The organism is Pseudomonas sp. EYE_354 (genome assembly GCF_023148575.1).
Classification (GTDB): domain Bacteria; phylum Pseudomonadota; class Gammaproteobacteria; order Pseudomonadales; family Pseudomonadaceae; genus Aquipseudomonas.
The window spans coordinates 94383-115201 of sequence record NZ_JAHXNQ010000013.1; the positions used below are offsets into that span (position 1 = coordinate 94383).

Annotated in this window: 22 protein-coding genes; 14 read left to right on the forward strand and 8 right to left on the reverse strand. The window is 61.6% G+C overall.

Annotation, left to right across the window (positions count from 1 at the left end; translation table 11 throughout):
• The first annotated feature begins 196 nt into the window (after positions 1–196).
• The 3 genes from uvrD (at position 197) to KZX66_RS18555 (ending at position 3982) form a co-directional block, all read left to right on the forward strand.
• Positions 197–2380, forward strand: a complete 2184-nt coding sequence (gene uvrD / locus KZX66_RS18545) for a DNA helicase II (protein WP_248081948.1) — start codon at positions 197–199, stop codon at positions 2378–2380.
• A 189-nt stretch (positions 2381–2569) separates the two neighbouring features.
• Positions 2570–3439, forward strand: a complete 870-nt coding sequence (locus KZX66_RS18550; RefSeq protein ID WP_248081956.1) for a Tim44 domain-containing protein — start codon at positions 2570–2572, stop codon at positions 3437–3439.
• A 135-nt stretch (positions 3440–3574) separates the two neighbouring features.
• Positions 3575–3982 (forward strand): SMI1/KNR4 family protein, encoded by a 408-nt coding sequence (locus KZX66_RS18555; RefSeq protein ID WP_248081958.1) that lies wholly within the window; start codon positions 3575–3577, stop codon positions 3980–3982.
• Positions 3983–4002: 20 nt separating this feature from the next.
• Here the strand turns inward: KZX66_RS18555 and KZX66_RS18560 are convergent, their stop codons facing one another.
• Positions 4003–5766 carry a cation:proton antiporter gene (locus KZX66_RS18560; RefSeq protein ID WP_248081960.1) on the reverse strand — a complete coding sequence of 588 codons (1764 nt, stop codon included), beginning with the start codon at positions 5764–5766 and terminating at the stop codon, positions 4003–4005.
• 290 nt (positions 5767–6056) lie between these two features.
• On the opposite strand from KZX66_RS18560, the gene KZX66_RS18565 reads away from it, so the two are divergent.
• Positions 6057–6542 (forward strand): acyl-CoA thioesterase, encoded by a 486-nt coding sequence (locus KZX66_RS18565; RefSeq protein WP_248081962.1) that lies wholly within the window; start codon positions 6057–6059, stop codon positions 6540–6542.
• A 36-nt stretch (positions 6543–6578) separates the two neighbouring features.
• On the opposite strand, the gene pdxY is transcribed toward KZX66_RS18565, so the two are convergent.
• A complete protein-coding gene (pdxY, locus tag KZX66_RS18570; RefSeq protein WP_248081964.1) occupies positions 6579–7451 on the reverse strand; it encodes a pyridoxal kinase PdxY in 873 nt (290 codons plus the stop codon).
• A 117-nt stretch (positions 7452–7568) separates the two neighbouring features.
• Between pdxY and KZX66_RS18575 the strand changes: the two genes are divergently transcribed.
• Positions 7569–7964, forward strand: a complete 396-nt coding sequence (locus KZX66_RS18575; protein WP_248081966.1) for a DUF3301 domain-containing protein — start codon at positions 7569–7571, stop codon at positions 7962–7964.
• Here the strand turns inward: KZX66_RS18575 and KZX66_RS18580 are convergent.
• From KZX66_RS18580 to dksA, 4 genes are read right to left on the reverse strand one after another with little or no spacing between them, the layout of a single operon-like run.
• Positions 7958–8920 (reverse strand): CobW family GTP-binding protein, encoded by a 963-nt coding sequence (locus tag KZX66_RS18580; RefSeq protein ID WP_248081968.1) that lies wholly within the window; start codon positions 8918–8920, stop codon positions 7958–7960. The two genes, KZX66_RS18575 and KZX66_RS18580, sit on opposite strands and share 7 nt — an antisense overlap.
• Before the next feature lie 44 nt (positions 8921–8964).
• The gene (locus tag KZX66_RS18585; protein WP_248081970.1) at positions 8965–9609 is read right to left on the reverse strand and encodes a DUF1826 domain-containing protein; all 645 of its coding nucleotides are present in this window, start codon (positions 9607–9609) and stop codon (positions 8965–8967) included.
• Positions 9609–10814, reverse strand: a complete 1206-nt coding sequence (gene zigA / locus KZX66_RS18590) for a zinc metallochaperone GTPase ZigA (RefSeq protein ID WP_248081972.1) — start codon at positions 10812–10814, stop codon at positions 9609–9611. The genes KZX66_RS18585 and zigA overlap by 1 nt, the downstream gene beginning before the upstream one ends.
• A gap of 27 nt (positions 10815–10841) precedes the next feature.
• Positions 10842–11246, reverse strand: a complete 405-nt coding sequence (gene dksA, locus KZX66_RS18595) for an RNA polymerase-binding protein DksA (RefSeq protein ID WP_248081974.1) — start codon at positions 11244–11246, stop codon at positions 10842–10844.
• 126 nt (positions 11247–11372) lie between these two features.
• Between dksA and KZX66_RS18600 the strand changes: the two genes are divergently transcribed.
• Positions 11373–11741: a glutamine synthetase gene (locus KZX66_RS18600; protein ID WP_248081976.1), complete on the forward strand. Its 369-nt coding sequence runs from the start codon at positions 11373–11375 to the stop codon at positions 11739–11741.
• Here KZX66_RS18600 and KZX66_RS18605 read toward each other — a convergent pair.
• Positions 11738–12949: an N-acetylmuramoyl-L-alanine amidase gene (locus tag KZX66_RS18605; protein WP_248081977.1), complete on the reverse strand. Its 1212-nt coding sequence runs from the start codon at positions 12947–12949 to the stop codon at positions 11738–11740. The genes KZX66_RS18600 and KZX66_RS18605 overlap by 4 nt on opposite strands.
• 129 nt (positions 12950–13078) lie before the next feature.
• Between KZX66_RS18605 and folE2 the strand changes: the two genes are divergently transcribed.
• The 7 genes from folE2 to KZX66_RS18640 are packed head-to-tail and all read left to right on the forward strand — an operon-like array spanning position 13079 to position 18698.
• The gene (folE2, locus tag KZX66_RS18610; protein WP_248081979.1) at positions 13079–13969 is read left to right on the forward strand and encodes a GTP cyclohydrolase FolE2; all 891 of its coding nucleotides are present in this window, start codon (positions 13079–13081) and stop codon (positions 13967–13969) included.
• On the forward strand, positions 13966–14634 hold the full coding sequence (locus tag KZX66_RS18615) for an ATP-binding cassette domain-containing protein (RefSeq protein WP_248081987.1): 669 nt from the start codon (positions 13966–13968) through the stop codon (positions 14632–14634). The genes folE2 and KZX66_RS18615 overlap by 4 nt, the downstream gene beginning before the upstream one ends.
• Positions 14634–15500 (forward strand): metal ABC transporter permease, encoded by an 867-nt coding sequence (locus KZX66_RS18620; RefSeq protein ID WP_248081989.1) that lies wholly within the window; start codon positions 14634–14636, stop codon positions 15498–15500. Before KZX66_RS18615 ends, KZX66_RS18620 begins: the two co-directional genes overlap by 1 nt.
• An 11-nt stretch (positions 15501–15511) precedes the next feature.
• A complete protein-coding gene (locus tag KZX66_RS18625) occupies positions 15512–16390 on the forward strand; it encodes a metal ABC transporter substrate-binding protein (RefSeq protein ID WP_248081991.1) in 879 nt (292 codons plus the stop codon).
• On the forward strand, positions 16387–16800 hold the full coding sequence (gene hisI, locus KZX66_RS18630) for a phosphoribosyl-AMP cyclohydrolase (RefSeq protein ID WP_017528642.1): 414 nt from the start codon (positions 16387–16389) through the stop codon (positions 16798–16800). The genes KZX66_RS18625 and hisI overlap by 4 nt, the downstream gene beginning before the upstream one ends.
• Positions 16797–17357, forward strand: a complete 561-nt coding sequence (locus tag KZX66_RS18635; RefSeq protein WP_003231797.1) for a DapH/DapD/GlmU-related protein — start codon at positions 16797–16799, stop codon at positions 17355–17357. Before hisI ends, KZX66_RS18635 begins: the two co-directional genes overlap by 4 nt.
• Before the next feature lie 3 nt (positions 17358–17360).
• A complete protein-coding gene (locus tag KZX66_RS18640) occupies positions 17361–18698 on the forward strand; it encodes a dihydroorotase (protein WP_248081993.1) in 1338 nt (445 codons plus the stop codon).
• On the opposite strand, the gene KZX66_RS18645 is transcribed toward KZX66_RS18640, so the two are convergent.
• Entirely contained in the window at positions 18695–19216 is a 522-nt protein-coding gene (locus tag KZX66_RS18645) for a DUF3617 domain-containing protein (RefSeq protein ID WP_065886672.1), read from the reverse strand. The genes KZX66_RS18640 and KZX66_RS18645 overlap by 4 nt on opposite strands.
• A 130-nt stretch (positions 19217–19346) precedes the next feature.
• Here KZX66_RS18645 and cls point away from each other — a divergent pair, with 130 nt between their 5' ends.
• Positions 19347–20786 (forward strand): cardiolipin synthase, encoded by a 1440-nt coding sequence (gene cls, locus KZX66_RS18650; RefSeq protein WP_248081995.1) that lies wholly within the window; start codon positions 19347–19349, stop codon positions 20784–20786.
• Positions 20787–20819: the final 33 nt, after the last annotated feature.

The window sequence follows — 20819 nt, forward strand, 5'->3', positions numbered from 1 at the left end:
ATAAAACTGCGCGGTCACCCAGCGCAAAGCGCGAGGCCAGACGGCTTGAGCGAGAGCCTGCGCGGCCTGCGACCATTGACCGACCGGTCATCAGCCTGACGCAATGTCAACGCGGGTCAGAGCGTCCCGGACCTTTTGCATCGACCACCCGGCATTGGGATTTGCCCGACACCCCCCAGCACCCTAGAATGCGCCGATGCGCGATGATCTCTCTCTTTTGCTGAACTCCCTCAACGATGCCCAACGCCAGGCCGTAGCGGCCCCCGTTGGCCGTCAGTTGGTCCTGGCCGGTGCTGGCTCCGGTAAAACCCGAGTGCTGGTGCACCGTATCGCCTGGTTGATCCAGGTCGAAAACGCCTCCCCGCACTCCATCCTGTCGGTGACCTTCACCAACAAGGCCGCTGCCGAGATGCGCCACCGCATCGAACAGTTGATGGGCATCAGCCCGGCCGGCATGTGGGTGGGCACCTTCCACGGCCTGGCGCACCGCCTTTTGCGGGCCCATTGGCAGGAAGCGGGCCTGGCCCAGACCTTCCAGATCCTCGACAGCGATGACCAGCAACGCCTGGTCAAACGCGTGATCCGCGAACTGGGCCTCGATGAACAACGCTGGCCGGCGCGTCAGGCCCAGTGGTTTATCAACGGTCAGAAAGACGAAGGCCTGCGCCCGCAACATATCCAGGCCAGCGGCGATTTGTTCCTGGCTACCATGCGCAGCATTTATGAAGCCTACGAGGCCGCCTGCGCGCGCGCCGGTGTGATCGACTTCTCCGAGCTGCTGCTGCGCGCCCTCGACCTGTGGCGTGATAACCCAGGCTTGCTGGCTCACTACCAGAAACGCTTCCGCCACATCCTGGTGGACGAGTTCCAGGACACCAACGCCGTGCAGTACGCCTGGTTGCGCCTGCTGGCCAAGGGCGGCGACAGCCTGATGGTGGTGGGCGACGACGACCAGTCGATCTACGGCTGGCGTGGCGCGAAAATCGAGAACATCTACCAGTACTCCGAAGACTTCCCGGACGCGATCACCATCCGCCTGGAGCAGAACTACCGCTCCACCGCCGGCATCCTCAAGGCCGCCAACGCCTTGATCGCCAATAACACCGGGCGCCTGGGCAAAGAGTTGTGGACCGACGGCGGCGAAGGCGAGGCCATCAACCTGTACGCCGCGTTCAACGAGCACGATGAAGCGCGTTACGTGGTGGAAACCATCGAAAGCGCGCTGAAGACCGGCCTGGCGCGCAGCGACATTGCGATTTTGTACCGTTCCAACGCCCAGTCGCGGGTACTGGAAGAAGCCTTGCTGCGCGAGCGCATCCCTTACCGCATCTACGGCGGCCAGCGCTTCTTCGAGCGTGCGGAAATCAAGAACGCCATGGCTTACCTGCGGTTGCTGGAAGGCCGGGGCAACGATGCGGCGCTGGAACGGGTGATCAATATCCCCGCCCGTGGCATCGGTGAGAAAACCGTTGAGGCGATTCGCGACCATGCGCGCCATGCCGATGTGTCGATGTGGGAAGCCATGCGCCTGCTCATCGCCAATAAAGGCCTGACCGGTCGTGCGGCAGGCGCTCTGGGTGTGTTTGTCGAGCTGATCGAGAACCTCGCCGCCAAATGCGCGGAAATGCCCCTGCACTTGATGACCCAGACCGTGATCGAGCAGTCCGGGCTGATCGCCTATTACGAAGCGGAAAAAGGCGAGAAAGGCCAGGCCCGGGTAGAAAACCTTGAAGAACTGGTCAGCGCTGCCCGGGCGTTCGAAAACACCGAGGAAGATGAAGAACTGACGCCGCTTGCCGCCTTCCTGGGTCATGCCTCGCTGGAAGCCGGCGATACCCAGGCTGATGAGCATGAAGACAGCATCCAACTGATGACACTGCACAGCGCCAAGGGCCTGGAATTTCCGTATGTGTTCCTGGTGGGCATGGAGGAAGGCCTGTTCCCCCACAAGATGAGCCTGGAAGAGCCTGGCCGTCTTGAGGAAGAACGCCGCCTGGCCTACGTAGGCATTACCCGCGCCATGCAGAACCTGGTGATGACCTACGCCGAAACCCGACGCCTGTATGGCAGCGAGACCTACAACAAGGTGTCGCGCTTCGTACGCGAAGTGCCGAAGGGCCTGATCCAGGAAGTGCGCCTGTCCAACAGCGTCAGCCGGCCTTTCGGTGGCGGCCAGCAGCAGAACTCCAGCAGCATGTTCGCCGGCTCCGAGATTCCGGAAACCCCGTTCAGCCTTGGCCAACAGGTCAAGCATGCAATCTTCGGCGAAGGGGTGATCCTCAACTTCGAAGGCGCCGGTGCCCAGGCGCGCGTGCAGGTGAACTTCGCCGAAGGCAGCAAGTGGCTGATGATGGGTTACGCGAAACTCGAAGCCGTCTGAAACATTTGCCTACATGAAGGTTATTGGCCCGCCCTTGTATTTAAGAAGCGCGGGCCAATATCTGTAATTAGTCCTACAGACCCTTCGGAATCGGTCTTACGCAAAAGCCCGAAACATTATGCCGCTAGCCACTGCCACTACACCTGTGCAACATGGCGCGCGTGCAATCCACAAATGGGAATTCCCTTTATGAAACGTTTTCTTAGCATCGCCATGGCGTTGTGCATCGGCCTGACGATGAGCCTCGACGCCAACGCCAAACGCTTCGGTGGCGGCAAAAGCTCGGGCGCGGCACCGACCCACCAGACCAGCCAAATGGCTCCAGCCGCCGGTGCGGGTGGTGCTGCGGCTACCGCAGGCGCAGCCGGTGCTGCTGGCGCCGCTGCCAAGGCTGGCGGTGCTTCGCGCTGGTTGGGCCCTCTGGCCGGTATCGCGGCCGGTGGCCTGCTCGCCTCCATGTTCATGGGCGGTGGCTTCGAGGGTATGCAGATCTTCGACATCCTGATCATGGGCGTCATTGCCTTCCTGGTCTTCCGCTTTATCGCCGCCCGTCGCCGCAAGCAGCAGGAGCAAATGGCTCCAGCCGGTGCGCCGATGCAGCGTGAAGTGTTCGAGCAAAAACCTGCCATGGGTTCGATCTTCGGTGGTTCGGCGGCACCTGCCGCTGCCCGTCCGGTGATCAACGCACCGGCCTGGTTCAACGAAGAGCGTTTCGTCGAAGCGGCGCGCAGCCACTTCCAGTCCCTGCAGCAACACTGGGACGCCAACGAAATGGATAAGATCTCCGAGTTCGTGACCCCACAACTGCTGGAGTTCCTCAAGCGTGAACGCGCCGACCTGGGCGACGGCTTCCAGTCAACCTTCATCGACGACCTGCGCGTCCAACTGGAAGGTGTGGATGATCGCGCTGACAAGACCATCGCCACCCTGACCTTCAGCGGCGTGTCGAAGACTTCGCGTTTCGACCAGGGCGAAGTGTTCAGCGAAAGCTGGAACATGGAACGTGCCCAAGGCGACAACCAGCCATGGCTGGTTGCCGGTATCCGCCAGAACGGCTGATCCCTGCACGCTTGAGCAAGTCGTAACAAAAAACCCCGGACCTGTCCGGGGTTTTCTATTTCACGGTTGCACTTATAGCGAGCTACTGTATAAAACGCCCCTATAAACCGCGCCATCAGCAAGAGGATCCCGGCCGTGGAAGAAATCATCGAACAATTGCGTGAAGCCAACGAACCGGTCCCGGTTCCTCTGGAACTGCCTGACGAAGACCAAATCGTAGAGATCGAAGAACAGCTGTTCATCGACATCCCGTTTGTGTTCCGCGAATTCCTGCTGACCGTCAGCGACGTGGTGTACGGCAGCCTCGAACCGGTGACCGTCACCGACCCGCAATCCCACACCTACCTGCCCGACGTGGCCGCCAATGCCTGGGATGCCGGTGTAAATCGCAGCATGATCCCGATCTGCCAGGACGGCGACGACTACTACTGCGTCGAAGAAGACGGCACTGTGGTGCTGTGGTCCGGCGAAGAAGAACTCGTCCAGGAAGAAACCTGGGAATCGGTGTGGCACTGGGCGCGGGACGTGTGGTTGGAAAGCTGAGTCCTGCACCCAGTCCCCCCCTAGTGCTCCGGCGTATCCTTGTGGTTATCCAGGGTCTCCAGCAAGGCGACCTGCATCCGCGTATGCACGCGGATGAACCAGCGCCAGAGCACCGCCGCTACCGCCGCCGCGACCACGGCGATCAGCACCAGCAACTTGTTGGTCGGCAAGATACTGGCCGACAAGGCTGCCAATAGCAGGAAGATCACCAGCAACGACAAAATGGGGATCAGCTCCGCAATCACCCGTCGCACCCGCTGCGTATGCCGCCCAGCCATCTCCGGCTTCACGCTCATCTCAGCCAGCAACATCGACAGCGCCTTGAGCTTGCGGTAGGCCGCGATCAAGAACGGCAGCGACAGCAACAACGCCCCACCCCAGATCAACGCCTTCTGCCAGCTGGGGTCGCTGATCCAACCTTCCAGATACCCACCGATGCGCGCCGCAAAAAAGCTGCCGGCGAAGAAGATCGCGATCACCAGCGCCAGATTGACCCCCACTTGCAGGATGATCTTGCGGATCATTGACGCCAGCATTGCGCCCTCGCCCTGGGGCTGAATGCTGCGCAGCCACTCACCATACATACCGAATACCCGGCTCATGCGCTGGGGCATCACGGCGGCAAGCTTCAATGACAATGGGTCGGCACCGCGAATCAAGTAAGGCGTGAGCAGCGTGGTAATCGCCGACACCGCGACCGCCACCGGATAAAGAAAGTCGCTGGTCACCTGCAAGGTCATGCCCAACGCGGCGATGATGAAAGAAAATTCGCCAATCTGTGACAGCCCCATGCCCACCCGCAGTGAGGTACGGCCGTCATTACCTGCGATAAACGCCCCCAATCCGCAGGACAACATTTTGCCCAGAACCACCGCCACGGTGATCACCGCAATCGGCCAGGCGTACTGCAGCAGAATCTGCGGGTCGATCATCAAACCGATCGCCACAAAGAAGATCGCACTGAACATGTCGCGAACCGGCTCGATCAGGCGCTCGATCTTAATCAACTGTCGGGACTCGGCCATGATCGCGCCGATCAGGAACGCCCCCAGCACCATGCTGTATTCCAGCTTGACCACCAACAGGCAGAAACCGAAGCACAGGCCCAGTACCGTGATCAGCAGCATCTCATTGCTTTCGAACTTGGCCACGTAGGCCAACAGCCGCGGTACCAGCAGAATACCGATGACCAATGCCACGATCATAAACAGCGAGAGTTTGCCGACGGTGGAAAACACCTCGCCGGAGCTCACCGTACCGCTCACGGCGATGCTCGACAGCAAGGCAATGATGCCGATCCCCAGGATGTCTTCGACAATCAACACGCCGAAAATCAGCTGGGCGAAGCGCTGGTCTTTCATCTTCAGGTCGTTGAGCGCCTTGACGATGATGGTGGTCGAGGAGATCGCCAGGATGGCGCCGAGGAACAGCGAGTCCATGGTGTTCCAGTCGAACCAGCGGCCGATTTCGTAGCCGATCCAGATCATCAGGATGATTTCCAGGAAGGCCGCGATAAACGCCGTGGCGCCCACCTTGAACAGCTTGCGCAGACTGAACTCCAGGCCCAGACAGAACATCAGGAAGATCACCCCCAACTCGGCCAGGGTCTTGATGGTGTCTTCGTCGTGGATCAGGCCGAACGGCGGCGTGTGGGGCCCAATGATAAAACCGGCGACGATGTAACCCAGCACCACCGGCTGCTTGAGGCGGTGAAACAGCACGGTGACCACCCCTGCCACCAACATGATCACGGCCAAGTCCTGGATAAAGCTGATGGCGTGCATGGCGAGGGGCTCCTTGAGGGTGCTGGCGCTTTTCCACTTCCGCTCGCGCATATGAAAAGTCGCAAAATACGGAAGGAAAAGTCTGCCTTAATCGTAAGAAATGCCCTGGGATGGGCTTTTGAAGGTTAACACCGCGACTTCCACCGAAAAGCCGGTGCAATATATGGAAACAGATCGGCCGGCGCGTGACGGCAAGCCGCCCGCCGGCGTCCCGTAAAGGGTCGCGCTGCAACGACTCCAGCACCCGCAGAGGTGCCCCCCAACCAATGCCTACAACCCGTGAGTGTGCTATGGAACCCGGAAACGCCCAGCTGTCGATGACGGTATTGATGACCCCTGATATGGCCAACTTCTCTGGCAATGTCCACGGCGGCACCCTGCTCAAGTACCTCGACGAAGTGGCCTACGCCTGCGCGAGCCGTTATGCCGGTCGCTATGTGGTGACGTTGTCGGTGGACCAAGTGATTTTTCGCGAGCCGATCCATGTCGGCGAGTTGGTGACGTTCCTGGCGTCGGTCAACTACACCGGCAATACCTCGATGGAAGTGGGGATCAAGGTAGTGACCGAGAACATCCGCGAGCGCTCGGTGCGTCATACCAACAGCTGCTTCTTCACCATGGTGGCCGTGGACGACCAGCGCAAACCGGCCGCCGTGCCACCGCTGCAACCCCGTAACAGCGAAGACAAGCGCCGGTTCGTACAGGCCCAGCAACGCCGGCAGATCCGCCAGGAGCTGGAGAAGCGCTATCAGGAGATCAAGGCGGACGCGCTTTAATTTCCACGCTGCAGACCCACATTGGGTCCTGCGTACTTAGAGGCCGATCGGCGTCGCTTCGAACCGCACACGCGGATGGGCAATCCGATCCTGCGCCCGCACCAGTTCCAGTTCATAACTGGCACAAGCCTGGGTTTCCAGCAGCACTTCATGCACGGCGGCGGCGGTGAACTCAAATGCCGCCAGCAGGCTGTCGCCCAACAACACCCGCGCCAGAAACAGCCCGGAGGTCAGGTCGCCCACGCCCACCGGCTGGCGCGGGAACGCCAGCAGCGGCCGACGCAGGTGCCAGCTGCCGTTGGCGGTGACCAGCAGCATCTCGAAGCCATCCGGCAGCTTGCCGGGGTAATCCAAATGTTTGACCAGCACGGCCTTCGGCCCGCGGGCCAGCAAGGCCTTGGCCATGGCCAGGCAATCGAACAGTGACTGCGGCTTGCGCCCGGCAAAGCTGTCCAGTTCCAGCTGGTTGGGGCACAGGAAGTCGGCCATGGCGGCGGCTTCGTCGAGCAGGAAATCGCTGACTTCCTGCGGCACGATGCAGCCCTTTTCCGGATGCCCCATCACCGGGTCGCACAGGTAAAGGACCTTGGGGTTGATGGCCTTGATCCGCGCCACACCGGTAAGTATCGCCCGTCCCTGGTCCGCACTGCCCAGGTAGCCGGACAGCACCGCGTCACAATTGCCCAGCTCTCCGATGGCGGCAATGCCTTCCACCAACGCAGGAATCTGCTGCGGCGCCAGCACCTCGCCCGCCCACTGACCATACTGGGTGTGGTTGGAGAACTGCACCGTGTTCAGTGGCCAGACGTTCACCCCCACCCGCTGCATGGGGAACACGGCGGCACTGTTTCCGGCGTGGCCGAAGACCACATGAGACTGGATCGCAAGCAGATGAGGGGTGCGTTTCATGCAGGGGATTTCCGTAAAGCCATTGAAATTCTGGCCGCGCAGTATGCGACTAAACGCAGCCTGTACGACAGACCGGCGACACAGTTAAGCTGCGCTCACTTTGTTGGAGTTTTTCACATGCTGACCCTGGGAAACATCTTCGTGTTGATGCTGCTGGCGACCGGTGCCGCCTGGGTATGGCACAACCACGGCCTGCGCGAGCGGGCGCTGGCGCGGGTCAAGCAGCATTGCGCCAAGCTCGATATCGAGTTGCTCGACGGTGCAGTGGCGCTCAAGCGCATTGGTTTTGTGAAGGATGCCAACGGGCGCCGGCGTCTGGCGCGGGTCTACAACTTTGAATTCACTGTCACGGGCGAGTCCCGGCACAGTGGCACCATCACCCAATTCGGCGCCCATAGCGCGCAGATCGAACTGGCGCCCTACCCGTTCGAGGCCAAGGAAGCGCTGCCCAGCGCCGAAGTGATCGAGCTGAGCCAGTGGCGCCAGGACCACGCGGCCAAGAACCGTCAGTAGCGGCAGGCTGCCAGCTCGACCTGCAGCGCAGCCACGTCCTGTGGTGCGCTGAAGATCAATTCAATCCGGGTATCGCGACGCCATTCGCTGGGCAGCCAGGTGAACGGGCTGTTATCCACAGCGTTGGCGGACACCCATGCGTCCCGGCTGTGGATAACCAGCTTAGCGCGGCGCCACTCAAGGTGCGTGAGCCATTGCGCCAGACGCTCGGGATCGAACGACTGGCTGGGGTGCCAGCGCCAACCAATGCTCCAACCGTCCTCCTGGGATTGGCTCAAGCAGATGGGCAACGCGGAATCGCTCCAGACCGCCGGCATCTGCGCCAAGCCTTTGGGCATGTCGACGTTATCCACAGCCGCACCCGCTTTGGCGTACAGGCCCGGCAGCTGTGCCAACGGCAACTGCGCCTGATGGGTCCAATAGCGCGGGCAGTCGGGTAACTGCTGTTCGATCGCCTGGCGCTGCGCCGTGTCCAGCGCCTCATCCTTGTTCAACACCAAAAGGCCGGCGCTCGCCAGGGCCTGCTGCTGTGCAGGCGGCAAGGGTTTGCCCGCCGCCAGGGCCTGGACGTCCAACACCAATACACAAGGCTGCACCGCCAACACCGTCTGCCATGGTGCTTCACGCAACTGTTTGAGCAATTGCGCGGGATGGCCCAGCCCTGACGGTTCGATGAATAATCGATCGGGCGTGGCCTTACGCAACAGGCGACCCAGGCCGACCTGGAACGGCGCGCCATTCACACAGCACAGGCAGCCACCCGCGACTTCGCCGAGGGCAATACCGTCATCGTCCTGTGTCAGCAGCGCCGCATCCAGGCCGATCTGGCCGAACTCGTTGATCAACACCGCCCAGCGCTCGTTGGCCGGCCGTTGGGCGAGCAGGTGCTTGATCAGGCTGGTCTTGCCGGCACCCAGGGGCCCGGCAATCACGTGGGTGGGAATGTTCTGCAGCATCAGGGGCATCATTCAGGCCATGTAGAGCATTTGATCCTACGCGGTTACGCCAGCCAATCCAGCGTCAGAATCAATCGGCGCTCATTAGCTTTCAGGGCAGGTGACCGATGGATCAGACCGTGCGCCTCGTTGCCGTGCCATTTGGTGCCCTTGAGCAGCGCCACTTCACCACACTGGATCTGCTCGATGCGCTCGTGGGGTTCGGCCTCCGCCTGGCTGAGCTTGCGCCGATCCATCACCCCTTCACGCAGCCACTGGCTGCCGACCCCGGCATAGGTGGTAATCAGCCGCACCGGCACGTGGTCGACGTGAAAGCGCGGGCACATGGCTTTATCCAGCAACCGCAGGCGCACGCCGATACGCTTGGCGCCGAGCAGGCAGGCAAAGGCGCTGACCAGCCATGCGACATCGGCGATAAAGCCTTCGTAGCCCTCAAGATCGCGACAACTGGACGCCAATCCGCGCAAATTCGGCTCAGCATCTTCGCGGTCGAGCTCAATGACCATCGAATCGGCCAATGGCTCGTTGAGTGCCACCAGCAAGGCACCGAATTCGGCGATGTGCAGTGGCAATTGGCGCTGCCACAACGCCAGGTTCACGCCGTCTTCGAGAATGTCGGACAGCGCCAGCGGGGTTTCGCCGCGGGTCTGGCGAATCACCGGGCGCAGGGGGATAACGGGTGCCAGCATCAGGCTGCCTCTTCATACCAGGGACCAAATGGATCAGCCAACAGGCGCCAACCTTCAACACCCAGGGCCATTTCTTCATCGGTAAGCAAGCACGCATCCAACTCAGCGCGCATCTGGGCGAAGTCGATGTTCTGCCCGATAAACACCAGCTCCTGGCGACAGTCGCCGGTGCTCAGCTGCCAGTTGCCCATGATCGCCGCGACGCTTTCTTCGTCCTGCGGCCACTGGCTTTTCGGCACGAAACGCCACCAGCGCCCGGCGAACCCGTGGCGCATCAAACCACCGGCCTGGGACCAACTGCCCGCATCCTGATGCTTGCTGGCCAGCCAGAAAAAACCCTTGGAACGCAGTAATTTGCCGTTAACCCAGGGCCGGTCGATAAAGTCGAAAAAACGTTGCGGGTGGAACGGGCGGCGTGCGCGATAGGCCGTGGAGGCGATGCCGTATTCTTCGGTTTCCGGCACATGCTCGCCGCGCAACTCCTGCAGCCAGCCCGGCGCCTGTGCCGCGCGCTCGAAGTCAAAGCGCCCGGTGTTGAGGATTTTGTTCAGCGGTACTTCGCCCATGACCATTGGGATAATTTCCGCCTGGGCATTGAGACGCTCAAGGATGGCCATCAACTCTTCGCGCTCGCGGCTGCTGATCAGGTCGATCTTGCTGATCAAAATCACGTCGGCGAATTCGATTTGCTCGATCAACAGGTCAGTGATGGAACGCTCGTCTTCTTCACCCAGGGTTTCGCCCCGTGAGGCAAGGCTTTCGGCGGCCTGGTAGTCGAGCAAAAAATTCATGCCGTCGACCACGGTGACCATGGTGTCCAGGCGCGCGATATCCGCCAGGCTTTGCTCGTTTTCATCGCGGAAGGTGAAGGTTTCGGCCACCGGCAAGGGTTCGGAAATGCCGGTGGATTCGATCAGCAGGTAATCGAAGCGACCCTCCTTGGCGAGTTTTCCGACCTCTTCCAACAGGTCTTCACGCAAGGTGCAGCAGATGCAGCCATTGCTCATCTCCACCAGTTTTTCTTCGGCGCGGTTGAGGGTGACGTCGCGTTGCACCTCGCTGCCATCGATATTGATTTCGCTCATGTCGTTGACGATCACGGCCACGCGCAGGTTTTCGCGATTGCGCAGAACGTAGTTGAGCAGCGTGCTTTTACCGGCGCCGAGAAAGCCGGACAACACAGTAACGGGTAGACGGTTGGGCATCAGGGAGTCCTCATCAGGGGTGGCCGGTCAAATCGCCCGTTTATGGCGTTCGCGCAGCTCTTCACGTTCTTTGGCTTCAATACACAGGGTGGCGGTCGGGCGCAGCAGCAGGCGTTGCAGACCAATGGGCTCGCCGGTTTCGCGGCACCAGCCGTATTCACCACGGGCGAGCAATTCGAGGGCCTCATCGATCTTGTCCAAGAGCTTCTTTTCCCGCTCCAGCAGGCGCAGTTGCCATTGGCGCTGCTCTTCAGCACTGCCCACATCGGCCGGGTCGCTATTGGGTTCCTGCTCGCGCAGTACCAGGAATTCGCCTTCGATGCGCGCTTGCAACTCATTGCGGTGGGTCAGCAACAGCGCACGAAAGAACCCTCGTTGGGCGTCATTCATGTAATCGGCAGGCGGTTGGGCCAGCAGGTCTTGTTCGGTCATGGCAACGGGATCACGGGTCAGGCTGTTCGTTTATGTTATAGTATAACAATACAAATAAGCCAATCCCCCTTGCTCCCTGCGACGAAGGGCGCAATGCTTGAACACCTCCCCAGCCCGAGAAACCCTATGAAATACCTGGTGTGCGCCCTGTTATTGGCAGCCGCAGGACCTGCCTGCGCCCAGGCGCCGAGCCTGCTGGCCAACTGCACGCGCAGCGCCAATGTGCTGGCCTGTGCCGACCCGCTGGGCAATAGCTACAGCGTGGCGACCCTCGGCAGCACCACCTATCTGCGCGGTTTCGAGGTGATCGGCAAACGCTACTGGGCCCAGACCAACAGCCGCTATGGGCAGCTGACGTTCTTTACCGGGTTGGCGTCGGACGGTGAGGCATGGGTCGGTTATACGCGGCGTGTGGGATGGACCACGATCAACCGGTTTTCCAGCTCCGGGGGCGCCAGCGCCAAGTTCACCTGCAGCCGCATCACCGGCTGTTAGGCCTGCTCGCTCTTCTGTTCCTGCACCCAGGCCATGTAGCTGTTCATCGGTGGGTTCTTCTGGAAGTACTTTTTCAGGCCTTCAAACAAACCGTCCGCCACAGCCTGTTGGTGACGCGCCGTGACCAGCCGCTGGGCGTCCTGGGCATTGGAGATGAAGCCCGTTTCCACCAGGATCGACGGCACATCCGGTGATTTGAGCACCGCAAACCCGGCCTGCTCAACACGCTTCTGATGCAGGCTGGTGATGTTTTGCAGGCTGCCCAATACCGAGCTGCCCAGTTGCAGGCTGGAGGCGATGGTGGCGTTCATCGACATGTCGAGAATCACACCGGCCAACATCGGGTCCTTGTCCTTGAGATTGAGCAACGTGGTGGCGCCCAACAGGTCGGCGCCGTTTTCGCGCTGCGCCATAAAACGCGCCGTGGCCGAGGTGGCACCGCCTTCGGACAGCGCATACACAGACGCCCCCGACGCCGTGAGCCGTGGCGCCGCATCCGCATGCACCGAGATAAACATGTCGGCTTTGTGCTGGCGGGCGATGTCCACGCGCTTGCGCAGCGGCACGAAAAAGTCGTCGTTGCGCACCAGTTTCACGTCAAAGCCCTTCTCGCGTTTCAGGCGTTTGGCCAGCAACTGGGCAATGGACAGCACCACGTCTTTCTCGCGCTGGCCCTTGGACCCGACCGCGCCTGGATCCTTGCCGCCGTGACCGGGGTCGACCACCACAATGATGTCGCGCTTGGGGTGGGTTTTATCCACCGGCGCCACTAAGGGTGCAGGTTCCGCCGCGATTTGACGCGGCGCGTGGGTGGCACTGGTCAGGTCCAGCACCAGGCGGTGCCCCTGCCCGTCCTGAGGCGGCAATACAAAGCTGTTGAGCTGCATCGGCGCGGCCAGGTCGAGCACGATGCGCGTATCCGCCTTGCCGAAATGCCCCGAGCGAATCGAGGTAATGCCGCTGTTTTTCAACTCAAGCTGAGAAAAATCGCCACTGAGCCCCGCGCCGCTCAGGTCGATGATCACGCGTTCCGGCGCGGTCAGGGAAAACGTCTTGTACTGAACCGGTCCGCTGAGGTCGAACACCAGACGCAGCTTGTCGTCCGAGCGCCACAAGCGGGCATTGCGAATCTGCGTGGCGTGCGCGGCGAACGGTAATGCGAACAGCGGGCTGGCCAGGAGCAGGTTGAGAAGCTGACGTCTGTGCATGACAAATACCGCGAAGAGAAGGAGCGTCCGTACTCGACATGACTGAAAAAAGGCTGGAGCAGAAAATTCATCGTCGACCTTATTGTTATACTATAACATGTCGAATTATTTCCAACGATGGACCTGCTTATGAATGCGCTGACTCTGCCGGATATTGCCGCGCAGGCTTCACGCCAAGCCTTGCCACTTGACTGGGTGGGCATGTGCGGCATTGCCCTGCCTGTTCTGATCGATGGGCAGCGCCTGACCGCCACCGCAGATGCGGGCGTCAGCCTCGACGACGGCAGCGCCCGTGGCATTCATATGTCACGTCTGTACCTGGCGCTGGAAATGCTCGATGAGCAGTCCCTCACACCTGCACTTCTGCGCAATGTACTGCAGCGCTTTCTCGACAGTCATGAAGATTTATCTAAGAACGCCTACCTGCGTATCCACACACACCTGCTGCTCAAGCGTCCGGCGTTGGTCAGTCCTTTGACGGGCTGGAAAACCTACCCAGTGACCATTGAGGCCCGCCTTGAAAACCAGATGTTCCACGTGGAACAAAAAATTGACGTGACCTATTCATCAACCTGCCCATGCTCTGCTGCCCTTGCCAGGCAATTGATTCAGCAGCAATTTCTCGACGACTTCGGCGACAAGCCATTGCAGCATGACGCGGTGCTGAACTGGCTCGGCAGCGCCAACGGCATTGTCGCCACGCCCCACAGCCAGCGCAGCAGCGCGCAGTTGCATGTGCATCTGCAAGGCGATCACCTGGCACTTACCGACCTGATCAACGACGCCGAAGCCGCCCTCGGCACCGCTGTACAAACCGCTGTGAAACGTGCGGACGAACAAGCCTTCGCCCTGGCCAACGGGCAGAACCTGATGTTCTGCGAAGACGCCGCCCGCCGTCTGAACCTCGCCTTGAAACGCTCGGATGCCGTCAAAGCCTTCCACCTCAAAGTGATCCACGCCGAAAGCCTGCACGCGCACGATGCCGTGGCTGAAAGCCGCTGGACGAGACACTCTGCATGATCACCTGCACCACTTTGCGCTGGGGCGCCCCCGGCCAACCGCTCACGCCAGCCCTGGATTTGACCCTCACTAAAGGCAGCCTCACCGGGGTGATCGGCCCCAACGGCTGCGGTAAAAGCAGCCTGCTCAAAGTCATCGCGGGCCTTCAAAAGCCATTGGCCGGGAAAGTCACCGTGGAGGTTCCCCGCCGTGGCGGCCTGGCCTTCCTCCCCCAGCAACAACACCTCGACCGCCAGTTTCCTATCAGCCTGCAAGAGTTGGTGGCGGCCGGTTTCTGGGGCTCCCAGTTCACCCCGCAACAACGCAGCCACCGCCTGCAAGCCGTGCTGGAGGACTGGTGCCTCAGCGGCCTGGAACAGCGCCCATTAATGGCCTTGTCCGGCGGGCAATTGCAACGCGCCCTGCTCGCCCGCATGAGCCTGACGGATTCGCCCGTGTTGCTGCTCGACGAACCCCACGCCGCCCTCGACGAAGACGGCCAGGCGCTGTGCTGGAAACATATCCACGCCTGGCACGCCGAAGGCCGCACGCTGATGGTGGTGTGTCATGACCTCGCCTCTGTGCGCCAGCACACCGAGCAGGTGCTGCAGGTCAAAAGCAATGGCTGCGTGTTCGGCCCCAGCAAAGCGCTGATCCGTCCACAGCCACAGATGCAGGTGGCTTGATGCACTTCACCGCGCACCTATGGATGCCCTTCGTCGACTTCGTTTTTATGCGCCGCGCCCTGATCGGCGGGCTGGTGCTCGCCTGCAGTACCGCACCGCTGGGCGTATTCCTGATCCTGCGGCGCATGAGCCTGATCGGTGACGCCGTGGCCCACGGCATCCTCCCCGGCGCCGCCCTGGGCTTTTGGTTCGCCGGGCTAAGCCTGCCGGCGCTGACCATCGGTGGCCTGGGCGCCGGCCTGAGCATGGCCGGGCTGTCGGCGTGGATCACCCGCCGCACCGGCTTGCGCGAAGACGCCAGCCTCGCCGCCATCTACCCCATCTCCCTCGCTGCCGGGGTGCTGATACTCGGCATCGCCGGCAAACGCCTGGACCTGCTCCACCTGCTGTTCGGCTCCGCCCTGGCGGTCGATGAAACCACCCTCACCGGCATGCTCTGGGTTACGGGTTTCAGCCTGATCGCCATGGGGCTGATCTACAAACCGCTGTTGCTGGACACCCTAGACCCTCTGTTCCTGCAAACCGTCAGCCGTCTGGGTCCGCTGGCCCACGGTCTGTTTCTGACGCTGGTGGTGCTGAACCTGGTGATCGGCTTCCAGGCGATCGGCGCGCTGATGGTGGTGGGGCTGATGATGCTGCCGGCCATCGCTTCACGCTTCTGGAGCCGGCGCTTGCCGGTGTTGATCGCAGTCTCGGCGGTGCTGGGATGCCTGTCGGTATGGCTGGGTCTGTTGCTGTCGTTCTACTACTCACTGCCCAGCGGCCCGGCGATTGTGCTGGTGGCTGGCGGTGGGTACCTGCTGTCCGTGGTCTTCGGTCCGGTGCACGGTTTGCTGCGCCGCCCGCCCTTAATGTCATCCCAATGAGGTGTTTCCCGATGCGCGCTCTATTCGTGCTGTTCAGTCTGCTGCTGCCGTTGTCGATGGCCCAGGCTGCCGACAAACTCCAGGTTGTCACCAGCTTCAGTATTCTCGATGACATCACCCACCAGATCGGTGGTGACCACATCCAGATCAGCAACATGGTCGGCCCCGACGCCGACGCCCATACCTACGAGCCCACGCCGGATGACGCCAAGGCGCTGCTCAAGGCCCGACTCATCATCAAAAACGGCCTCGGCTTCGAACCATGGCTGGACCGGCTGGTGGCCAGCACCGAAACCAAGGCCACGGTGGTCACCGCCAGCAAGGGCGTGATCTCCCACACCATGGACGAAGACGGCGAGACCATCCCCGATCCTCACGCCTGGCACAATCTGGCCAACGCCGAAATCTATGTGAACAACATCACCAAAGCGCTGATCGCCGCCGACCCGTCCAACACTGCCGACTACCAGCGCAACAGCCAGGCCTACCTCAAAGAAATCTACCGCCTGCTGGCTGAAGCCAAGGCCAAGTTCGGCGCCCTGCCGGCGGGCAACCGTCGCATCGTCACTTCCCATGATGCCTTCGGCTACCTCGGCCAGGCCTATGGCATTCAGTTCCTGGCGCCTCAGGGCCTGTCCACCGAACGCGAGCCTTCGGCTGCCGAAGTCGCCGCGCTGATCACCCAGATCCGCAAAGACAAGGTCAAGGCCGTGTTCATGGAAAACATCAAAGACTCGCGCCTGCTCAAGCAGATCGCTGATGAAAGCGGCGCGCAGATCGGCGGCACGCTGTACTCCGATGCCCTCGCCGCCGAAGGCCCGGCCAGCACCTTTACCGGCCTGTTCGAATACAACCTCAACACCCTGTGCGCCGCCCTGAGCAAGCCATGAACCTGAGCATGCTCGACCTGGAAAGCGCTGCCCTCGGCAGCCGCTTTCCACTCGACGCCGTGCTCGACGCCCTGCCGTGGAACAGCGATGGCCTGATCGCCGCCATCGCCCAGCAACATGGCAACGGCCAGGTGTTGATGCTGGCCTGGATGAACCGCCAGGCCCTCAACGAGACCCTGGCCACCGGGCACGTCTGCTATTGGTCACGCTCGCGCCGGCAGCTGTGGCGCAAAGGCGAGACGTCCGGCCACTGGCAACAATTGGTCGAAGCACGCCTGGATTGCGACGGCGATGCGGTGCTGCTGATCGTCAACCAATTGGGCCCTGCCTGTCATACCGGCCGCCCGACCTGTTTCTACAACGCCATCGACGGCGACCACGTACACATCATTACGGAGCCTGCTGAATGATCCGCAAGAACCCTTCCGGCGATCTGCCGGTGATTGCCGAATCGGCCTATGTCGACAAGACCGCCATCATCTGCGGCAAGGTCATCATCGGCGAGAACGTTTTCGTCGGGCCCTACGCCGTGATCCGTGCCGACGAAGTCGACGCCAGCGGCGCCATGGACCCCATCACCATCGGCGCCAACTCCAATATCCAGGACGGCGTGGTCATCCACTCCAAATCCGGCGCGGCGGTGACCATCGGCGAATTCACCTCCATCGCCCACCGTTCCATCGTCCACGGCCCCTGCACCGTGGGTGACCGGGTGTTCATCGGGTTCAACAGCGTGCTGTTCAACTGCGTGGTGGGCGACGGCTGCGTGGTGCGCCACAACTCAGTGGTCGACGGCCGCGACTTGCCGGATGCGTTCTACGTGCCCTCCACCACCCGCATCGGTCCCAACACCGACCTGTCGCAATTCCCGCCGGTGAGCGTCAGCGCTTCGGAGTTTTCCGAAGACGTAGCGCGCACCAATGTCGACCTGGTGCGCGGTTACAAAGCCCTGCAAAACGAGTTCTGAGCCATGAGCCGCCTGCTGATCCGCAATGCCCGTCTGATCAACGAAGGCCGGATGTTCGACGCCGACGTCCTGATCGCCAATGGCCGTATCGAGAAGATCGCGAGCAGCATCCAGAGCTGTAACGCCCCGCTGTCCATCGATGCCAAAGGCCAGTGGCTGTTGCCGGGCATGATCGATGACCAAGTGCACTTTCGCGAGCCCGGCGCACCGGAAAAAGGCAGCTTCTACAGTGAGTCCCGGGCAGCGGTGGCGGGCGGGATCACCAGTTTCATGGACATGCCCAACACCCACCCGGCCACGCTGAACCTGCAAGAGCTGGCCGACAAAAAGCGCCGCGCGGCCCTGCATTCGGTGGCCAATTATGGTTTTCACTTCGGGGTGAGCAACGACAACCTCGACACCGTCGCCGCCCTCGACCCGCGGGAGGTGGCCGGAGTCAAAGTGTTCATGGGCGCCTCCACCGGCAACATGCTGGTGGACGACCCACGCATCCTGGAGCGCCTGTTCGCGCAAGTGCCGACCATCCTGCTGGCCCACTGCGAGCACACGCCAAGCATCCAGGCCAACGAAGCGCGTCTGCGCGAGCGCTTTGGCGACCAGATCCCCGCCGTCGCCCACCCGCTGATCCGTGACGCCGAAGCGTGCTATCGCTCATCGTCTTTCGCGGTGGAATTGGCCAAGCGTCACGGCACGCGCCTGCATGTGCTGCACCTCACCAGCGCCCGCGAGCTGGCGCTGTTCGACGACAAACCCCTGGCCGAAAAACGCATCACCGCCGAGGTCTGCGTGCACCACCTGCTGTTCGATGACCGCGACTATCACCGCCTGGGCCACCAGATCAAATGCAACCCGGCGATCAAGACACGCGCCGACCGCGACGCGCTGCGCCTGGCGTTATTGAGTGATCGTCTGGACGTGATCGGCACTGACCATGCGCCGCATACCTGGGCGCAAAAACAGCTGGCCTATCGCGAAGCACCGTCCGGTTTACCGCTGGTGCAACACGCGCTGCCGGCACTGTTGGAACTGGTGGCGGACGGGCATTTACCGCTGACCACGCTGGTGGCCAAAACCAGCCACCGTGTCGCCGACCTGTTTGCGATCGCGGACCGCGGTTACCTGCGCGAAGGCTATTGGGCCGATCTTGTGCTGATCAACCCCGAGCCTCAAGGCAAGCCAGTGTGCGATGAACCGGTCCTGGCCCGCTGCGGTTGGACGCCGTTCGCCGAACGCCGCTTTCGCCATAGCGTCAGCACCACCCTGGTGTCGGGCCACCTGGCGTGGCACAACGGCCAGGTGGTCGAAAGCTGCCAGGGCCTGCCGCTGCAGTTTGCGCGTTAAGCGCGCGGTTTGACTGTACCGCAGTCGTTGCCCAGCCATTGGGCATGGGTGTCCAGGCTGCCTTTCTGCTGAATGCCGGTCGCATTGAACGTGCCGTTGACGGTGGTGGTGAACTCTTTCTGGCTCTGGAAGGTGGCGACGCCGGTGCCCTGGGCTTTCGGGCAACTGAAACGGAATTTCCACTGGTTGCCGGTCTTGTCGGTCACTTGCTGTTTGCAACCCGATTGCGGGTCGGTCAGGGGGATCGAGTCCGAAGCCACCTGCGCCGGCGTGAGGCACACCTGCACGCCCTTGCCGGCCATGGTGATGCCCTGTTTTTCCAGCATGGCGCGCTGTTCGGGGGTCATCTGTTGCTTGAGCTGACCGAGAATCAGCGACAAGTCCGGCAAGTCCTGGTTATCGACTTTCATATTGCTGGTGGTCAACTCCCACAACCCCGGCGCCAGCATCTGCGCCTGCGCGGCCACGGGCAACGACAAACCAACAACCATGGATAAACAGAGCAGACGAGCATTCATCGGGTAACTCCTGGGTAATTGTGGCCGTTAGACGCCGCAAAGACGCCAGTGTTGCACGGCAAATAAAATAGCGACATTCGTAGCCAGACATGGTCTGTTAGGCATTGGTTCGTCTGGAGTAACGTCGTCCATGGATTTCTTTGGCCCGCACCTGCTCGCCTACTTCATCGCCACGCTGCACGTGCTCGGGACCCTCGCCGCGATTCACGCGGTGCTGACCGTCAGAACCGCCCAAGGCTCGATCGCCTGGGCGCTGTCACTGATGTTCATGCCCTACCTCACGCTGATCCCTTACCTGATCTTCGGCCGCAGCACGTTCGACGCTTACATCCAGGCACGCCGTCAGGCCAACCAGGAAATGCACACCGCCATTACCGAGCTGAACTGGCGCCCCTGGGTCGAAGAGGCCCTGGCCGCACGCAATTCCAGCGCATACACCTCGCTGCGCGCCATGCCCAAACTGGGGCGCATGCCCTGCCTGGCGAATAACCAGGTACGCCTGCTGATCAATGGCGACGCCACCTTCAGCGCGATTTTCGAGGCCATCCGCGCCGCCAGAACCGCGGTGCTGTTCCAGTTTTTCATCATTCACGACGATGACCTGGGCCGCCAACTGCACGCCCTGCTCAAGGAAAAAGCCGCACAAGGCGTCAGCATCTACGTGCTCTACGACCGCATCGGCAGCCACGCCCTGCCCCATCGTTACGTGCAATCGCTGCGTGACGCCGGGGTGCAGATCAAGGCGTTCGCCACGCGCAGCGGCTGGCTCAACCGGTTCCAGGTCAACTTCCGCAACCACCGCAAGATCGTGGTGGTGGATGGGATAACCGGGTTTGTCGGCGGGCATAACGTGGGCGATGAATACCTGGGTAAAAAACCGCCGCTGGCGCCGTGGCGCGATACCCACGTGCAAGTCACCGGCCCGGTGGTGGCGTGCCTGCAAGAGTCGTTTGCCGAAGACTGGTTCTGGGCCGCGCGGCAATTGCCGCCACTGATTTTGCCGGACGCCTACCCCGAGGACGGTGTGCTCTGCCAATTGCTCGCCAGCGGCCCCGCCGACTCCTATGAAACCTGCTCATTGTTTTTTGTCGAGGCCATCCACGCGGCGACGAAACGCGTGTGGATCACCAGCCCGTATTTCATCCCCGATGAAGCGGTATTCGCCGCCCTGCGTCTGGCGGTGCTGCGCGGCGTCGACGTGCGCCTGCTGCTGCCGTCGCGGCCCGACCACCGCATCGTGTATGCCGCCTCCAGCCTCTACGCGATCGAAGCGGTGCGCGCCGGCGTACGGGTGTTCCGCTACACGCCGGGCTTTCTGCATCAGAAGGTGGTGCTGGTGGACAGCGAAATCAGCGCCATCGGCAGTGCGAACATGGACAACCGCTCGTTCCGGCTCAATTTCGAAGTGATGCTGCTGACCGTTGACGAAGCCTTCGCCAAGGAGGTCGAGCATATGTTGCTGGGCGATTTCGCCCTGGCCCATGAAGTCAGTCAGGAAGAAAGCCGTGAGACGCGGCGTTTGCAACACTTGGGCATGCGCGTGGCGCGTTTGATTTCACCGATTCTTTGACACCGTGGGAGGGGCTTGCCCACCTCCCACAGG

Bases quoted from the DNA above. Each gene is read 5' to 3' on its own strand.
- uvrD (WP_248081948.1), top strand. From the start codon at position 197: ATGCGCGATGATCTCTCTCTTTTGCTGAACTCCCTCAACGATGCCCAA.
- cls (WP_248081995.1), top strand. From the start codon at position 19,347: ATGGATTTCTTTGGCCCGCACCTGCTCGCCTACTTCATCGCCACGCTG.
- KZX66_RS18560 (WP_248081960.1), bottom strand. From the start codon at position 5,766: ATGCACGCCATCAGCTTTATCCAGGACTTGGCCGTGATCATGTTGGTG.
- KZX66_RS18615 (WP_248081987.1), top strand. From the start codon at position 13,966: ATGATCACCTGCACCACTTTGCGCTGGGGCGCCCCCGGCCAACCGCTC.
- KZX66_RS18645 (WP_065886672.1), bottom strand. From the start codon at position 19,216: ATGAATGCTCGTCTGCTCTGTTTATCCATGGTTGTTGGTTTGTCGTTG.
- KZX66_RS18625 (WP_248081991.1), top strand. From the start codon at position 15,512: ATGCGCGCTCTATTCGTGCTGTTCAGTCTGCTGCTGCCGTTGTCGATG.
- dksA (WP_248081974.1), bottom strand. From the start codon at position 11,246: ATGACCGAACAAGACCTGCTGGCCCAACCGCCTGCCGATTACATGAAT.
- hisI (WP_017528642.1), top strand. From the start codon at position 16,387: ATGAACCTGAGCATGCTCGACCTGGAAAGCGCTGCCCTCGGCAGCCGC.
- KZX66_RS18620 (WP_248081989.1), top strand. From the start codon at position 14,634: ATGCACTTCACCGCGCACCTATGGATGCCCTTCGTCGACTTCGTTTTT.
- KZX66_RS18550 (WP_248081956.1), top strand. From the start codon at position 2,570: ATGAAACGTTTTCTTAGCATCGCCATGGCGTTGTGCATCGGCCTGACG.
- zigA (WP_248081972.1), bottom strand. From the start codon at position 10,814: ATGCCCAACCGTCTACCCGTTACTGTGTTGTCCGGCTTTCTCGGCGCC.
- folE2 (WP_248081979.1), top strand. From the start codon at position 13,079: ATGAATGCGCTGACTCTGCCGGATATTGCCGCGCAGGCTTCACGCCAA.
- KZX66_RS18565 (WP_248081962.1), top strand. From the start codon at position 6,057: ATGGAACCCGGAAACGCCCAGCTGTCGATGACGGTATTGATGACCCCT.
- KZX66_RS18635 (WP_003231797.1), top strand. From the start codon at position 16,797: ATGATCCGCAAGAACCCTTCCGGCGATCTGCCGGTGATTGCCGAATCG.
- KZX66_RS18585 (WP_248081970.1), bottom strand. From the start codon at position 9,609: ATGCTGGCACCCGTTATCCCCCTGCGCCCGGTGATTCGCCAGACCCGC.
- pdxY (WP_248081964.1), bottom strand. From the start codon at position 7,451: ATGAAACGCACCCCTCATCTGCTTGCGATCCAGTCTCATGTGGTCTTC.
- KZX66_RS18580 (WP_248081968.1), bottom strand. From the start codon at position 8,920: ATGCTGCAGAACATTCCCACCCACGTGATTGCCGGGCCCCTGGGTGCC.
- KZX66_RS18575 (WP_248081966.1), top strand. From the start codon at position 7,569: ATGCTGACCCTGGGAAACATCTTCGTGTTGATGCTGCTGGCGACCGGT.
- KZX66_RS18640 (WP_248081993.1), top strand. From the start codon at position 17,361: ATGAGCCGCCTGCTGATCCGCAATGCCCGTCTGATCAACGAAGGCCGG.
- KZX66_RS18605 (WP_248081977.1), bottom strand. From the start codon at position 12,949: ATGCACAGACGTCAGCTTCTCAACCTGCTCCTGGCCAGCCCGCTGTTC.
- KZX66_RS18600 (WP_248081976.1), top strand. From the start codon at position 11,373: ATGAAATACCTGGTGTGCGCCCTGTTATTGGCAGCCGCAGGACCTGCC.